The organism is Streptomyces sp. NPDC040545, from assembly GCF_055595065.1.
The window spans coordinates 581,198-596,509 of record NZ_JBVIWA010000001.1; the positions used below are offsets into that span (position 1 = coordinate 581,198).

Here is a 15,312-nt window from a genome sequence, read left to right on the forward strand (position 1 = left end):
CAGTCCATGGGACGTTATGTGATCCGGCGGCTGCTCCAGATGATCCCGGTGTTCATCGGCAGCACGTTCCTGATCTTCTTCATGGTGTACGCGCTCGGTGACCCGGTCGCGGCCCTCTTCGGCGACAAGGCGCCCGACCCCGCCACCGCCGCGCGCATCCGCAAGGACCTCTACCTCGACCGCCCCCTGTGGGAGCAGTACGTCCACTACATGGGCCAGATCTTCAAGGGCGACTTCGGCACGGCCTTCAACGGCCAGCCGGTCACCGAGCTGATGGCCAGCGCCTTCCCCGTCACCCTGCGCCTGACCCTGGTCGCGATCTTCTTCGAGATCGTCATCGGCATCACCCTCGGCGTGGTCAGCGGCCTGCGCCGCGGCAAGTCCGTCGACACCACCGTGCTGGTGCTCACCCTCGTCGTCATCTCCGTACCGACGTTCGTGACGGGCTATCTGCTCCAGTACATCTTCGGCGTCAAATGGGGCTGGGTGCGGCCGACCGTCTCCCCGGACGCCCCTCTCAACGAGCTGATCCTGCCCGGCATCGTGCTCGCCCTGGTCTCCCTCGCCTACGTCACCCGGCTCTCGCGCACCTCCATCGCCGAGAACGTCAAGGCCGACTACGTGCGCACCGCCGTGGCCAAGGGCCTGCCACGCCGCCGCGTCGTCACCCGCCACCTGCTGCGCAACTCGCTCATCCCCGTCGTCACCTTCATCGGCACCGACATCGGCGCGCTGATGGGCGGCGCCATCGTCACCGAGCGGATCTTCAACATCCACGGCGTCGGATACCAGCTCTACCAGGGCATCCTGCGCAACAACTCGCCCACGGTCGTCGGATTCGTGACCATCCTCGTCATCGTCTTCCTGCTGGCGAACCTGCTCGTGGACCTGCTCTACGCCGTCCTGGACCCGAGGATCCGTTATGCCTGACCCCGAGCGTCCCGAAGGGCCCGGCGGCTACGATCCCGTCGGTCCCCGTCCGCACGAGGCGGTCTCCCCGACCGGCCAGGGGGGACCCATGGATCTGGCCCTGCAGGAGGCCGAGAGCGTCGAAGGCATCGAGAAGGACGGGCCGCCGGGCGGGACCGGCACCGGGGAGAAGCCCCGCTCGCTGTGGTCCGACGCCTGGCACCAGCTGCGCCGCAACCCCGTCTTCATCATCTCCTCGCTGATGATCCTCTTCCTCGTGATCATCTCGATCTGGCCGCAGCTCATCGCGAGCGGCGACCCGCTGCAGTGCGACCTGTCCAAGTCGCAGCAGGGCTCCTCCCCGGGCCATCCCTTCGGCTACGACACCCAGGGCTGCGACGTGTACACCCGTACCGTCTACGGGGCCCGCGCCTCCATCACCGTAGGCGTCTGCGCCACCCTCGGCGCCGCCCTGCTCGGCTCGCTGCTCGGCGGGCTCGCCGGGTTCTTCGGCGGCTGGGGGGACGCCCTGCTCTCCCGGGTCGCCGACATCTTCTTCGGCATCCCCGTCGTCCTCGGCGGCCTGGTCTTCCTGTCCGTGGTCACCAGCACCACCGTCTGGCCGGTGGTCGGCTTCATCGTGCTCCTCGGCTGGCCGCAGATCGCCCGCATCGGCCGCGGCTCCGTCATCACCGCCAAACAGAACGACTACGTCCAGGCGGCCCGGGCCCTGGGCGCCGGCAACGGCCGGATGATGCTCCGGCACGTGGCGCCCAACGCCATCGCCCCCGTCATCGTCGTCGCCACCATCGCGCTCGGCACCTACATCGCCCTGGAGGCCACCCTGTCCTTCCTCGGCGTCGGCCTGCGCCCGCCCACCGTCTCCTGGGGCATCGACATCTCCAACGCGGCCTCGCAGATCCGCAACGCCCCGCACATGCTGCTCTGGCCGGCCGGCGCGCTGAGCCTGACCGTGCTCGCCTTCATCATGCTCGGCGACGCGGTGCGCGACGCCCTCGACCCCAAGCTGCGCTGAGGAGCCCCGCACATGCTGCTCGAAGTCCGCGACCTGCACGTGGAATTCAAGACGCGCGACGGAGTCGCCAAGGCCGTCAACGGCGTCAACTACTCGGTGGCCGAGGGCGAGACGCTCGCCGTGCTCGGCGAGTCGGGCTCCGGCAAGTCGGTCACCGCCCAGGCCGTGATGGGCATCCTCGACATGCCGCCGGGCCGGATCGCGGGCGGCGAGATCCTCTTCAAGGGCAAGGACCTCCTCAAGATGAAGGAGGAGGAGCGGCGCAAGATCCGCGGCGCCGAGATGGCGATGATCTTCCAGGACGCGCTCTCCTCCCTCAACCCGGTCCTGAGCGTGGGCGCGCAGCTCGCCGAGATGTACGAGGTGCACCGCGGGACGTCCCGCAAGGAGGCCAAGAGCAAGGCCGTGGAGCTGATGGACCGGGTCAAGATCCCGGCGGCGAAGGAGCGGGTGGGGGACTACCCGCACCAGTTCTCGGGCGGCATGCGCCAGCGCATCATGATCGCGATGGCGCTGGCCCTGGAACCCTCGCTGATCATCGCGGACGAGCCGACGACGGCCCTGGACGTCACCGTCCAGGCCCAGGTGATGGATCTGCTCGCCGAGCTCCAGCGCGAGCTGAACATGGGCCTCATCCTGATCACCCACGACCTCGGCGTGGTCGCGGACGTGGCCGACAAGATCGCGGTCATGTACGCGGGCCGGATCGTCGAGGCGGCTCCGGTCCACGAGATCTACAAGGCGCCCGCGCACCCGTACACGCGCGGCCTGCTGGACTCCATCCCGCGCCTGGACCAGAAGGGCCAGGAGCTGTACGCCATCAAGGGCCTGCCGCCGAACCTGGTGGCCATCCCGCCCGGCTGCGCCTTCAACCCGCGCTGCCCGATGGCGCAGGCGGTGTGCCGCAGCGACGTCCCGCCGCTGTACCGGGTGACCGAGTCCCCGGTGGAGCGCACCAGCGCCTGCCACTTCTGGAAGGAGTGCCTCCATGGCTGAGTCCCTGCTGGAAGTGAAGGACCTGGTCAAGCACTACCCGCTGACCCGGGGCATCGTCTTCCGCAAGCAGGTCGGCGCGGTCAAGGCGGTCGACGGGGTCTCCTTCGACCTGCACGCCGGTGAGACGCTCGGCATCGTGGGCGAGTCCGGCTGCGGGAAGTCCACCGTGGCCAAGATGCTGGTCAATCTGGAGCGGCCGACGGCGGGCGCGATCTCGTACAAGGGCGAGGACATCACCAAGCTGTCGGGGCGCGCGCTGAAGGCCGTGCGCCGCAACATCCAGATGGTCTTCCAGGACCCGTACACCTCGCTGAACCCGCGCATGACGGTCGGCGACATCATCGGGGAGCCGTACGAGATCCACCCCGAGGTGGCTCCCAAGGGCTCGCGCCGGCAGAAGGTGCAGGAACTGCTCGATGTCGTCGGTCTGAACCCGGAGTACATCAACCGGTACCCGCACCAGTTCTCCGGCGGCCAGCGCCAGCGCATCGGCATCGCCCGGGGCCTGGCCCTGCAGCCCGAGATCATCGTCGCCGACGAGCCCGTCTCGGCCCTGGACGTCTCCGTCCAGGCCCAGGTGATCAACCTGCTGGACCGGCTGCAGAGCGACTTCGACCTGTCCTACGTCTTCATCGCGCACGACCTCTCGATCGTCCGGCACATCTCCGACCGGGTCGGCGTCATGTACCTGGGCCGGATCGTCGAGATCGGCACCGACAGCCAGATCTACGACCATCCGACCCACCCGTACACCCAGGCGCTGCTCTCGGCCGTCCCGGTCCCGGACCCGGAGGCCCGCGCCCACCGCGAGCGGATCATCCTCAGCGGTGACGTCCCGTCCCCGGCCAACCCGCCCTCGGGCTGCCCCTTCCGCACCCGCTGCTGGAAGGCCGAGCCCCGCTGCACGGCCGAGGTCCCGCTGCTCGCGGTTCCGCAGGTCTTCCCCTCGGGCCCGGCGGCGCACCCGTCGGCCTGCCACTTCGCGGCGGAGAAACAGGTGGTCCCGCCGTTGGACCAGCCGCCCCCGCCGCCCCCGCCGCCGGCGGATCCGCTGACGAAGGAGTAGCCGCCGACCGATCATTTCCGGCCACCGCTGCGCGTCGGATGGGGAACCGGCGGACACCCCCGGCAACTCCGTTTACATGGGGGCAACTTGACCGTTTCTGCCCCGAGATCTGGGGCATGCAACCTGGGTGCCGTGCGGCCGTGCGGGTGCCGACAGCCGGCCGGGGAGGCGTACGGCCTCGCCGGCCGGCCTCCCCGTGACCCCACTCATGCGCGGCATGCGCCCCTCGTGCTGCCGGATTTCGATCGATGCGCTGGTACGGATAGTTATGATCCGTAGCGCACGGTGGGTATGACTCCTGCTGAGCACGAATACGCGTACCGATGTCCGCTCGACGTGGAGGTGAAACGCCGTGGCACTCTCGATCTCCGCCGTGGTGCTGCTGGCGATCATCGTCTTCCTGCTGGTCCGAAGGGCGGGCCTGAAGGCGGGGCATGCGGTGGTCTGCGTACTGCTCGGCTTCTACCTGGCGAGCTCCACCATCGCCCCGACCCTCAGCCAGCTCACCTCGAACGTGGCGAGCATGATCAGTGGCCTCAAGTTCTAGGCCTCGCCTCGTAGGCTAGGCCCATGAACGGTCTTCCCGCCCGTCGTCTGCTCCTCGTGCACGCGCACCCCGACGACGAGTCGATCAACAACGGCGTCACCATGGCCAAGTACGCGGCCGAGGGTGCCCACGTCGCGCTGGTGACCTGCACCCTGGGCGAGGAGGGTGAGGTCATCCCGCCCGGGCTCGCCCACCTGGCGGCCGACCGCGACGACACCCTCGGCGCCCACCGCGTCGGCGAGCTCGCCGCGGCCATGGCGGAACTGGGCGTCCACGACCACCGGTTCCTCGGCGGCCCCGGCCGCTTCCGGGACTCCGGGATGATGGGCGCCCCGCAGAACCACCGGCCGGAGGCCTTCTGGTCCGCCGACGTGGACGAGGCCGCCGCGTACCTCGTGGAGATCATCCGGGAGCTGCGGCCACAGGTGCTCGTCACCTACGACCCGGACGGCGGATACGGGCACCCCGACCACATCCAGGCCCACCGGGTCGCCATGCGCGCCGCCGAACTGGCCGCGGAGACCGCGTACCGGCGCGACCTCGGCGCGCCCCACACGGTCGGGAAGATCTACTGGAACCGCGTCCCGCGCTCGGTGGTCGAGGAGGGCTTCGCCCGGCTGCGCGCCGCCGGGGGCGAGACGTCCTTCCCCGCGGTGGGCTCGCCCGGGGACGTGCCGGGGGTCGTCGCCGACGAGCGGATCACCGCCGAGATCGACGCCAAGGACACCTTCGTGGCGGCGAAGTCCGCCGCCATGAGGGCCCACGCCACCCAGATCGCCGTGGACGGGCCCTTCTTCGCCCTCTCCAACGACCTGGCGCAGCCGCTGTTCACCCGCGAGTACTACGAACTGGCCGAGGGCCGGCCGGGCGCCCCGGCGGGCGAGCGCGAACACGACCTCTTCGCGGGGGTGGAGGCATGAGCGGCACGGGCACCGCCGGGCGGATCGCCGGCTGCCTGGGCATGCTGGTCGCGGGTGCGCTGACCGGCGCGGCCGGCTGGCTGGTGGTCGGCCTCTGGTTCCCCGGCGGTCTGCTGCTCGCCCTGCTGGCCGTCTTCGGGTTGTTCCTCGGCGGCCGGCTCGCCCTCGGGACCGGCTTCGGGGTGGGCGGCGCCGCGGTCGGCTGGTTCCTCTCGTACGTGATGCTCAGCGTTCCGCGCCCCGAGGGGGACTTCCTCCTCGGTTCGTCCGGAATCGGCGTGTACGTCTACCTTTTGGGCGGAACCGTTCTCGCTGTGATGTGTGCCACGATGCGCGGCCCGCTGGATCGGCCGGTTTCGGTCTCCCGGCCTGCCAAGTGACGTGGTGTCGGACCTCGTAGGGAGGATCGCCGCGAGGCGCGCGGGGGCCCGCCGGGCGCTTCAGTGGGGTTTGACGGGCGCTATCAGGAACCCCTGATTCCCGCCAGTCAGTTGCCTGCGGGCGGCGGCCAGTATGGTGGACGGGCCGCCGAGCTGCCCGCGCACGGTATGACGGGCGGCGGAGCCAACCGGGAGAACCTGCCTTGAGTCGTGAAACCGACAGTTCGTCCTCCGGGCCCAAGGGGCACGGTGGAGCCGCTTACCCCTCGGGTACACCGCCGTACGGAACCGGCCAGTACCCGTCCACGGACGCTGCGGCGACCGCTCCGGAGGAGAACGCTGTGACCTCGAAGCCGTCCACGCCCGATTCCGACGGGCCCAAGACCGAGACCACCCTGACGACCCGGATCCGGATCAACATCCCCGGTTCGCGGCCTATCCCGCCGGTGGTCGTGCGCAAGGCGATGGGCACCAACTCCGGCTCGGCCGGTCCCGCGGAGCGGAGCGGGCCGGATTCTGCGCCCGAGCAGGCCGCCCCGCCGCTCGCGCAGCGGCGCGGGCCGCAGCCGACCCGCATCGAGGCCGCCCCGGAGCCGGACGGTGCCCAGCCGCCGGCGCCCGCCCCGGGCGCCGAACCCGAGGAGGCGACCAGCAACTGGTTCGCCCCGCGCAAGCCGGCCGCCCAGGCACCCGCACCGGCCCCCGCCGCGGACCGGATGCCGCCGCCCGCGGCCGCCCCGCCGCTCGCGCAGCGGCCGTTGCCCACCCGGACGCCGTCCCCGACGCCGACTCCGACGCCCACGCCGCCGCCGGCCGGGCCCGGCGCGGGCTTCCCCCCGCCGCAGCGCACCCAGGCCCCGCAGGGGCCCGGACCGGACGCCGCCTTCGCGCCGCCGCGGACCCCGCCGCCGCCCGTTTCGGACTACAGCCAGGGCTACGCCCAGACCGCGGCACCCGCCCCCACGGCCCCGACACCCGGCGGCCCGGGCGTCGGCACGACCCAGGGCTTCCCCGCGTACGGGGGCGACCAGGGCGACGGCGGCCCGGTCACCGAGGCGTTCCCGGCCTACGGCGGGGGCCCCGCCGGACCCACGGGCGGCCCCGGCTTCGGCACCGGCCCCGTCGGCGGCCCGGCCGGCGCGGCCGCCTTCGACGAGGCTCCGCAGTGGCCCGGCCCCGACCTGGACGGCCCGCTGCCGACTCCCGTACCGGCCCCCGCCCCGGCCGCCCCCCGACCCGCGGCCGCGCAGCCCAAGGCCACCGGCAAGCCCGCCAAGAAGGGCCGCTCCAAGCTGGTCCTGCTCGGCGGCGGTCTCATCGCCCTCGTCGGCGTGGCCTACGGCGCCGGGCTGCTCCTGAACCACTCCGACGTCCCCAAGGGCACCACCGTCCTCGGCGTCGACATCAGCGGCAGCCGCGACGAGGCCGTCTCCAAGCTCCAGACGGCCTTCGGCACCCGCGCCGCCGCCCCGATCCAGCTGAGCGTCGGCGGCAAGCCGGTCGAGCTGAAGCCCGAGAAGGCCGGCCTCACCCTGGACGCCCAGACCACCGTCCGCAACGCGGCCGGCAGCGACTACAACCCGATCACGGTCATCGGCTCGCTCCTCGGCAACGAGCGGGTCGCCGACCCCGTGATGCCGACCGACGAGGAGAAGCTCCAGGTCGCGCTGCAGGAGCTCGCGGGCACCTCCGGTACGGCCACCGAGGGCACGATCAAGTTCGACACGGGCAAGGCCGTCGCCGTCCCCGGCACCCCCGGCACCACCCTCGACGTCGACGCCTCCGTCCAGCTGGTGGCCAAGGCCTTCAAGGACCAGGTCGCCACCGGCAAGGCGGCCGTGGCCGAACTGCCGACCACCACCAAGGCGCCGGCCATCGGCCAGGGCGAACTGGACCGCGCCATGAAGGAGTTCGCCGAGCCCGCGATGTCCGCGAACGCCACGGTCAAGGTGGGCACCAAGTCGATCGCCTTCGGCGCCCGGTCCCTGCCCAAGATCCTGAGCATGCAGCCCGTCGACGGCCGCCTGGTCGAGAAGTTCGACCTGGAGGCGCTCAAGGCGACCTACGGGAACACCTTCGACGGGATCCTGATCACCCGCGGCAACGGCGAGAAGACGGCCGTCACCCCGCAGGACATCGCCGGCGCCCTCGGCAAGGCGCTGCGCGGCAAGACCACCGCCGAGCGCACCGTGGTGGTCGACACCAACCCGAACTAGGACGGCCCAGCCCGACCCGTCCCTTCCGGACCGGCCGACCGTGCCCCCGCCCGTACCCCGGGCGGGGGCACTGTCATGTCCGCAGCATGACATCTGTCATCCGGCACACACGACGCCCGACACTGCCGCGCGGAACCCCGTACGGGCGAATCTCTATCCATGACGACGACGACCGCGACACGCACCGCGAGGCCCGCCACCGACAGCGTGGTCAGCTTCGAGAACGTGACCAAGAGCTACGGCACGGTCCGGGCGGTCGACGGCCTCTCCCTCACGCTCCACCCGGGCGAGACCGTCGCGCTCCTCGGCCCCAACGGCGCCGGCAAGTCCTCCACCCTCGACCTCCTCCTCGGCCTGCGCCCCGCCGACTCCGGTTCCGTCCGGATCTTCGGCACCACCCCGCGCGAGGCCGTCGCCGCCGGCCGGGTCGGCGCGATGCTGCAGAGCGGCGGCCTGATGGAGGAGGTGACCGTACGGGAGATCGTGGCCCTCGGCTGCGCCCTGCACCCGCGTCCGCACCCGGTCGATCAGGTGCTCTCCCGGGCCGGCATCGACAAGATCGCCGACCGCCGGGTCGACAAGCTCTCCGGCGGCCAGGAGCAGCGCGTGCGCTTCGCGCTCGCCACGGCGGGCGACAACGACCTGATCGTGCTCGACGAGCCGACCACCGGCATGGACGTCACCGCCCGCCAGGCCTTCTGGGCCACCATGCGGGAACAGGCCGACCAGGGCCGCACGGTCCTCTTCGCCACCCACTACCTGGAAGAGGCCGACGCGATCGCCGACCGGGTCCTGGTGCTCAGCAAGGGCCGGCTACTCGCGGACGGCACCGCGGCCGAGATCAAGGCCAAGGCCGGGGCCCGGAAGATCTCCTTCGACCTGAGCGACCCCGCCGACGGGGCGATCGGGCGACTGCGCGCGCTGCCCTTCCTGACGGCCTTCGAGCACCACGGCGACACCGTCCGCATCCAGTCCCGTGACGCCGACGCCACCGTCCACGCCGTGTACGCGCTCGGGCTGTACCCCCGCAATCTGGAGGTCGCGGGCCTCGGCCTGGAACAGGCCTTCATCGCCCTCACCGAGGCCGAGGAGGCCACCCAGTGAACGCCCTCATCAAGCTGGAGATCGTCCGCGCCCTGCGGAACAAGAAGTACCTCTTCTTCACGATCATGTACCCGGCCGCGCTGTTCCTGATGCTCGGCGGAACCCTCGACGGCACCACCAAGGTCATGGGCACCGAACTGACCATGCCCGCCTTCTACATGGTCGCCATGGCCTCCTTCGGCGCCCTGACCGCCGTCCTGGTGGGCAACAGCGAACGCATCGCCAAGGAACGGGAGAAGGGCTGGGTCCGCCAGCTGCGCCTCACCGCCCTCCCCGGCCGCGGCTACGTCCTCGCCAAGACCGCGGGCGCCGGAGTGCTCTCGCTCCCCGCCATCCTGGTCGTCTTCGCGGTGGCGGCCGCCGTGAAGGGCGTACGGTTCGACGCCTGGCAGTGGCTCGCCCTCACCGGCTCGATCTGGGCCGGCAGCCTCGTCTTCGCGGCCCTCGGCGTCGCCCTCGGCTACCTGGCCAGCGGGGACAACGTCCGCCCCATCACGATGCTCGTCTACTTCGCCCTGTCGATCCTCGGCGGCCTGTGGATGCCCACCGCGAACTTCCCGCAGTGGCTCCAGAACATCTGCGAGTGGCTCCCCACCCACGCCTACGCCGGCCTGGGCCAGGCCATCGAGCTCGGTGGCGCGCCCCGGGCCGGGGACGTCGCGCTCCTCGCGGTGTACTTCGTACTGTTCACCGGTGCGGCCGCCTGGCTGTACCGCAAGGACTCACTGAAGGCATGAACCCGTGGCGCTGACGAAGGAACGCGAGGACCGGGACTTCCTCGAGATCGCCAAACAGCCGGAGAACCGTCACCAGAAGATGGTGAAGATGCTCTGGATCAGCATCTGGCTCTTCTACCTGAGCGCCCCCGTCGCCGACCTGGCCGGCGGCGGGCACAGCCCCGGGGCCCGGGTGCTCGGCGGCCTGGGCCTCGCGGTCTTCGTCGCCTGGTACCTGGTGCTGGTCTTCCGCACCGCCCGCCCGATGCCGGTCCGCACGGTGCTGTTCTCGCTGGCGGTGCTCTCCGCCGAGGCCATGGGCCTGTCGCTGGCCCTGGGCCGCGAATGGCTCGTGCTCTTCGTCTACGTGGCCATCTCCTCCGGCGCCGCGCTGCCGGGCCGGTACTCCCGCTGGACCGTCCTCGGCACCACCGCCCTGCTGGCGGTCACGGCGAACGCGGTCCCGGACGGCACCGCCTACCTGGCGGGCCTGCTGATCCCGGCCCTCATGGGCGGCTTCGCGATGGTCGGGGTCCGGGCCATGATCCGCACCACCCTGGAGCTGCGCGAGGCCCGGGCCACGGTGGCCCAGCTCGCGGCCAACGAGGAACGGCTGCGGATGGCCCGGGACCTGCACGACCTGCTGGGTCACTCGCTGTCGCTGATCACGCTGAAGAGCGAGCTGGCGGGCCGGATGCTGCCCGGGCAGCCGGAGGCGGCCGCCCAGCAGGTCGCCGACATCGAGCAGGTCAGCCGGCAGGCGCTTGTCGACGTACGCGAAGCGGTGAGCGGCTACCGGCGGCCCACCCTCCCCGGCGAACTCGCGGGCGCGCGCACGGCCCTGGCCGCGGCGGGCGTACTGGCCGAGCTCCCGGCGGCCCCGGCCGACGACCTGCCCGAGGCGGCCGAATCGGCCCTGGCCTGGTCCCTGCGCGAAGCGGTGACGAATGTGGTGCGGCACAGCGGCGCGAAGCGCTGCCGGGTCACCCTGGAGACCAGCCAGACCCTCGACGGGCCGGTACTGGAACTGACCGTCACGGACGACGGCGCGAGCGGCGGCCAGAGCAGTCCCGGCAACGGTCTGACCGGCCTGACGGAACGTCTGGAGGCCCTCGGCGGCACCCTGTCGGCGGGCCCCACCGGCCGGACCGGCTTCGCCCTCACCGCCCGGGTCCCCCTAGGATCGAGATCATGACCTCACGTCCCATCCGCATCCTCCTGGCGGAGGACCAGTCGATGGTCCGCGAGGCCCTCGCCGCGCTGCTCGGCCTGGAACCCGACATCGAGGTACGGGTCCAGGTGGCCCGCGGCGACGAGGTGCTGGCGGCGGCCCGCGCGCACGACGTGAACGTGGCCCTGCTGGACATCGAGATGCCGGGCATGACGGGCATCGAGGCGGCGGCCGCCCTGCACGCCGAACTGCCCGCCCTGCGGATCGTCATCCTGACCACCTTCGGCCGCCCCGGCTACCTCCGCGGCGCGATGGAGGCGGGCGCCTCCGCCTTCCTGGTCAAGGACGCCCCGGCCGCGCAGCTGGCGGCCGCCGTACGCAAGGTCCTCCAGGGGGAGCGGGTCATCGACCCCACCCTGGCCGCGGCCGCCCTGGCGGAGGGCGCGAACCCGCTGACGGACCGCGAACGGGAGGTCCTGCGGGAGGCGGAGGGCGGCGCGACCAACGCGGAACTCGCGGCGCGGCTCCACCTGTCCCAGGGCACGGTCCGCAACTACCTTTCGACGGCGATCCAGAAACTGGCGGCCCGCAACCGCGCCGAGGCCGTCCGCACGGCCCGGGAGAAGGGCTGGCTCTAGCCCCGTTCAGCCCCGCCGGCGTTTGAGGCGCGGGATCTGGGGCGGAGCCCCAGGAAACCCGGCTCCGCCGGGCACCGGGTTCCGCCCGGACCTGCGCCTCAGACGCCGGCGGGGCTGGATGTGGTCAGTTCAGGAGGGCGCGGGCCGAGACGGCTTCCGCGTGGATGCGGGCCGCCGCGTCGGCGTCCACCGCGGAGACCACCCCGGCGTACGCGTCGAGCTCGGCCGCCCCCTCCTGGAAGGAGCCCCGCTCCACCAGCAGCCGCGCCCGCTCGTACCGCAGCGCCGCCGGATGCGACGGCAGCAGCAGCGACAGCTCCACCGCCCACAGGGCCACCCCCGACTGCTCCGGCCGGGCCGCGGCCCAGGCCCGGATGTTCGCCAGGATCCGCCGCACGATGTCCAGCGTCCGGGCCGGCTCGCGCGGCCCCGACGCCAGCTCCGCCGGACCGGTGCCCAGGGACGCGCCGCCCGCGAACGGGTCCACCACCACGCCCTCCTCCGGGTCCCCGAAGCCCACCACGAAGTGCCCCGGCAGCCCCAGCCCGTACACCGGCGCCCCGGCCCGCCGGGCGACCTCCAGCCACACCACCGACAGCAGGATCGGCAGCCCGCGCCGCCGCCTCAGCACCTCGTGCAGCAGCGAGGACGACAGCCGGTCGTAGTCCGCCGGGGTGCCGTGGAACCCGAGGCGCCCGCCCAGCAGTTCCGTCACCGCGTTCGCCCACGCCCGCCCGCCGCGCAGCCCGTACGGCAGCATCCCGGCCAGCCGGTCCAGCTCGATCTGTGCCCGGTCCATGGCGCGTTCGTCCAGCTCCGGGTCCCCCTCGGTGGCCAGCAGCAGGCACAGCAGCGCCAGGTCGGGCCGCTCCGCCCGGGCCTCGGCCGCGAACTGCTCCCGCCAGGCCGCCGCACTCACGAGGCCGCCCGGTAGTGGTGGTACATGTGGTGCGTGGCGAAGCCCAGCCCGTCGTACAGCGCCAGTGCCCCCGGATTGTCCGTCTCGACCTGCAGCCACGCCGCCGACGCGCCCTCCTCCAGCGCCCGCCGGGCCAGCGCGGCCATCACCGCCGTCGCCAGGCCCTCCCGCCGGTGGGCGGGATCCACGGTCACCGCCGCGAAGCCGGCCCACCGCCCGTCCACCACGCAGCGCCCGATGGCCCGGCCCCCGGGCAGCGCCGCGAACCACACCGACGGCCCTTCCACCAGCATCCGCCGGGCCAGGTCCGGGTCGCTCACCTTCCCGTAGCGCCCGAGCCACTCCTCGTCCGGGACCCGGGTCAGGCGTACGTCCCCGGCCGCGGGCGCGTCCACGTCGCCCACCGGCGCCAGCGCCCCGATCCGTACCTCCGCCGACACCTCGTTCACCCAGCCGCGCCGCTCCAGCTCCGCGCCGAGCACCTCCTGGGTGCCGGCGGCCCCCGTCGCCACCTGCACATAGGCCGGAAGCGACCGCTCCGCGTACCAGGAGGTCACTCGCGCGAGTGCATCGTCCAGCGGTATCCCCGGATCGCCGAGCGGCAGCACGGAATTGGCCCGCCGGGTGAATCCGGCGGCCGCCCGCAGCGTCCACCCGCCGAGCTGCTCGCTCTCCAGCGGCCGCCAGGCCCGCGCGGCGACCCGCGAAAGCTCCTCGAAGGAGGCCGCGGGACCCCGTCGCCGGGCCGGCGCCGGAGGCACGATCTTGCCCGCCACCAGCGAGGATTCCGAGATGCGGACGGATTGTCCGTCCTTCTTTGTGATCAGCAGCACACCCTGGTCCCAGGATGTGAGAACCCCGACCGTGTCCGTGAACTCGGGTGATCCGCTCACTACGGCCTCCACCCGTCGTACAGAGACTCGTTTACCCACGTCAGCCGGGGTAATACGGACCTCCAGCAGTCCACCGGCAGTGATTTCCACAGCTCTGTCCGCCCCTCCTGTTCGGATCGTGCCCGGGAACGGAGATACTAGGTGCGGGCATCGACGACGCCGCGCTCCCGCGCGATATGGAAAGCCCTACCGAGGAGGAACGAGAGCGTGACCTACGTCATCGCGGAGCCTTGTGTCGACGTCAAGGACAAGGCATGCATCGAAGAGTGCCCCGTCGACTGCATCTACGAGGGCCAGCGGTCCTTGTACATCCACCCGGACGAGTGCGTCGACTGTGGTGCGTGTGAGCCGGTCTGCCCGGTCGAGGCCATCTTCTACGAGGACGACACTCCGGAGGAGTGGAAGGACTACTACAAGGCGAACGTCGAGTTCTTCGACGAGCTCGGTTCGCCCGGTGGTGCCTCGAAGCTGGGTCTGATCGAGCGCGACCACCCCTTCGTCGCGGCGCTGCCCGCCGGTATCAACGGCGAGCACTGACCTTTCAGGCAGACGCGCCCCTCGGTCCCGTACGGCCTTCCCGCCGCACGGGACCGACGTGTTTCCGGCACCCGTACACACCAGCACTCAGAGAGAGCAGAGACCACCGTGGCCGCAGTATCCGACCGTCTTCCCGCCTTCCCCTGGGACAAGCTGGAGCCGTACAAGGCCACGGCGGCGGCCCACGCGGACGGCATCGTCGACCTGTCGGTCGGCACGCCCGTGGACCCGGTCCCGCAGCTGATCCAGCGCGCCCTGATCGAGGCCGCCGACTCCCCGGGCTACCCGACCGTGTGGGGCACCGTCGCCCTGCGCGACGCGATCACCGGCTGGGTGCGCGGCCGCCTCGGCGCGAGCGCGGCCGAGCACCGCAACGTCCTGCCGGTCGTCGGCTCCAAGGAGCTGGTGGCCTGGCTGCCGACCCAGCTGGGCCTGGGCGCCGGGGACAAGGTCGCCTACCCCCGGCTCGCCTACCCCACGTACGAGGTCGGGGCGCGGCTGTGCGGCGCCGAGGCGGTCGTCTACGACGACCCGATGGACCTCGACCCGGCCGGTGTGAAGCTGCTGTGGCTCAACTCCCCGTCCAACCCCACCGGCCAGGTCCTCGCCAAGGAGGACCTCGTCCGGATCGTGGCCTGGGCGCGCGAGCACGGGATCCTGCTCTTCAGCGACGAGTGCTACCTGGAGCTGGGCTGGGAGGCCGAGCCCGTCTCCGTCCTCCACGACGACGTCTGCGGCGGCTCGTACGAGGGCATCGTGGCCGTCCACTCCCTCTCCAAGCGCTCCAACCTGGCCGGCTACCGGGCGGCCTTCGTCGCCGGTGACGCGGCCGTGCTCGGCGAGCTGCTGGAGATCCGCAAGCACGGCGGCATGATGACCCCCGCCCCGGTGCAGGCGGCCACCGTCGCGGCCCTCGGCGACGACACCCACGTCGAGGAGCAGCGCGAGCGCTACGCGGCCCGCCGCGCGGCGCTGCGTACGGCCCTGGAGGCGCACGGCTTCCGGGTCGAGCACAGCGAGGCGAGCCTGTACCTGTGGGTGACCCGCGACGAGCCCTGCTGGGACACCGTCGCCCACCTGGCGGGCCTGGGCATCCTGGTCGCGCCGGGCGACTTCTACGGCGAGGCGGGCGCGCGGTTCGTGCGCGTCGCCTTCACCGCCACCGACGAGCGGGTCGAGGCGGCGGTCAAGCGCCTCGGCTGACCGGGGGTCCACGACGGAAACGCCCGAGGGGGCCGGGAGTTCGCACTCCCGGCCCCCTCGG

General features: G+C 72.1%; 16 protein-coding genes. 14 read left to right on the forward strand and 2 right to left on the reverse strand.

Going from position 1 to position 15,312, the window contains the following annotated elements:
• The first annotated feature begins 6 nt into the window (after positions 1–6).
• The 12 genes from ACZ573_RS02820 to ACZ573_RS02875 all read left to right on the forward strand — a co-directional run bounded on the left by ACZ573_RS02820 (position 7) and on the right by ACZ573_RS02875 (position 11,699).
• Positions 7–930 (forward strand): ABC transporter permease, encoded by a 924-nt coding sequence (locus ACZ573_RS02820; protein ID WP_471298120.1) that lies wholly within the window; start codon positions 7–9, stop codon positions 928–930.
• Positions 923–1,945, forward strand: coding sequence for an ABC transporter permease (locus ACZ573_RS02825; protein WP_471298123.1), 1,023 nt, complete (start codon positions 923–925; stop codon positions 1,943–1,945). Before ACZ573_RS02820 ends, ACZ573_RS02825 begins: the two co-directional genes overlap by 8 nt.
• A 12-nt stretch (positions 1,946–1,957) precedes the next feature.
• Entirely contained in the window at positions 1,958–2,941 is a 984-nt protein-coding gene (locus ACZ573_RS02830) for an ABC transporter ATP-binding protein (protein WP_471298126.1), read from the forward strand.
• The gene (locus tag ACZ573_RS02835; RefSeq protein ID WP_471298129.1) at positions 2,934–4,007 is read left to right on the forward strand and encodes an ABC transporter ATP-binding protein; all 1,074 of its coding nucleotides are present in this window, start codon (positions 2,934–2,936) and stop codon (positions 4,005–4,007) included. Before ACZ573_RS02830 ends, ACZ573_RS02835 begins: the two co-directional genes overlap by 8 nt.
• 352 nt (positions 4,008–4,359) lie before the next feature.
• A complete protein-coding gene (locus ACZ573_RS02840) occupies positions 4,360–4,554 on the forward strand; it encodes a hypothetical protein (RefSeq protein WP_030012369.1) in 195 nt (64 codons plus the stop codon).
• A 23-nt stretch (positions 4,555–4,577) separates the two neighbouring features.
• On the forward strand, positions 4,578–5,474 hold the full coding sequence (gene mshB, locus ACZ573_RS02845) for an N-acetyl-1-D-myo-inositol-2-amino-2-deoxy-alpha-D-glucopyranoside deacetylase (protein WP_471298132.1): 897 nt from the start codon (positions 4,578–4,580) through the stop codon (positions 5,472–5,474).
• Positions 5,471–5,854 (forward strand): DUF6113 family protein, encoded by a 384-nt coding sequence (locus ACZ573_RS02850; RefSeq protein ID WP_471298134.1) that lies wholly within the window; start codon positions 5,471–5,473, stop codon positions 5,852–5,854. Before mshB ends, ACZ573_RS02850 begins: the two co-directional genes overlap by 4 nt.
• A gap of 341 nt (positions 5,855–6,195) precedes the next feature.
• Positions 6,196–8,070 carry a peptidoglycan binding domain-containing protein gene (locus ACZ573_RS02855; protein ID WP_471298137.1) on the forward strand — a complete coding sequence of 625 codons (1,875 nt, stop codon included), beginning with the start codon at positions 6,196–6,198 and terminating at the stop codon, positions 8,068–8,070.
• A 159-nt stretch (positions 8,071–8,229) separates the two neighbouring features.
• A complete protein-coding gene (locus ACZ573_RS02860; RefSeq protein WP_471298140.1) occupies positions 8,230–9,174 on the forward strand; it encodes an ABC transporter ATP-binding protein in 945 nt (314 codons plus the stop codon).
• On the forward strand, positions 9,171–9,911 hold the full coding sequence (locus tag ACZ573_RS02865) for an ABC transporter permease (RefSeq protein WP_382547355.1): 741 nt from the start codon (positions 9,171–9,173) through the stop codon (positions 9,909–9,911). The genes ACZ573_RS02860 and ACZ573_RS02865 overlap by 4 nt, the downstream gene beginning before the upstream one ends.
• Before the next feature lie 79 nt (positions 9,912–9,990).
• A complete protein-coding gene (locus ACZ573_RS02870; RefSeq protein ID WP_471299033.1) occupies positions 9,991–11,085 on the forward strand; it encodes a sensor histidine kinase in 1,095 nt (364 codons plus the stop codon).
• Complete coding sequence (locus tag ACZ573_RS02875) at positions 11,082–11,699, forward strand: response regulator transcription factor (RefSeq protein WP_373040923.1); 618 nt, start codon at positions 11,082–11,084, stop codon at positions 11,697–11,699. Before ACZ573_RS02870 ends, ACZ573_RS02875 begins: the two co-directional genes overlap by 4 nt.
• A 124-nt stretch (positions 11,700–11,823) precedes the next feature.
• Here ACZ573_RS02875 and ACZ573_RS02880 read toward each other — a convergent pair whose 3' ends face one another.
• Together ACZ573_RS02880 and ACZ573_RS02885 are read right to left on the reverse strand one after the other, a co-directional pair.
• Complete coding sequence (locus tag ACZ573_RS02880; protein ID WP_471298144.1) at positions 11,824–12,618, reverse strand: transglutaminase family protein; 795 nt, start codon at positions 12,616–12,618, stop codon at positions 11,824–11,826.
• Positions 12,615–13,601: a GNAT family N-acetyltransferase gene (locus tag ACZ573_RS02885; RefSeq protein ID WP_471298147.1), complete on the reverse strand. Its 987-nt coding sequence runs from the start codon at positions 13,599–13,601 to the stop codon at positions 12,615–12,617. The genes ACZ573_RS02880 and ACZ573_RS02885 overlap by 4 nt, the downstream gene beginning before the upstream one ends.
• Positions 13,602–13,718: 117 nt before the next feature.
• On the opposite strand from ACZ573_RS02885, the gene fdxA reads away from it, so the two are divergent.
• Both fdxA and dapC read left to right on the forward strand, forming a co-directional pair.
• A complete protein-coding gene (fdxA, locus tag ACZ573_RS02890; RefSeq protein WP_030011906.1) occupies positions 13,719–14,048 on the forward strand; it encodes a ferredoxin in 330 nt (109 codons plus the stop codon).
• A 108-nt stretch (positions 14,049–14,156) separates the two neighbouring features.
• Entirely contained in the window at positions 14,157–15,251 is a 1,095-nt protein-coding gene (gene dapC / locus ACZ573_RS02895; protein ID WP_471298151.1) for a succinyldiaminopimelate transaminase, read from the forward strand.
• Positions 15,252–15,312: the final 61 nt, after the last annotated feature.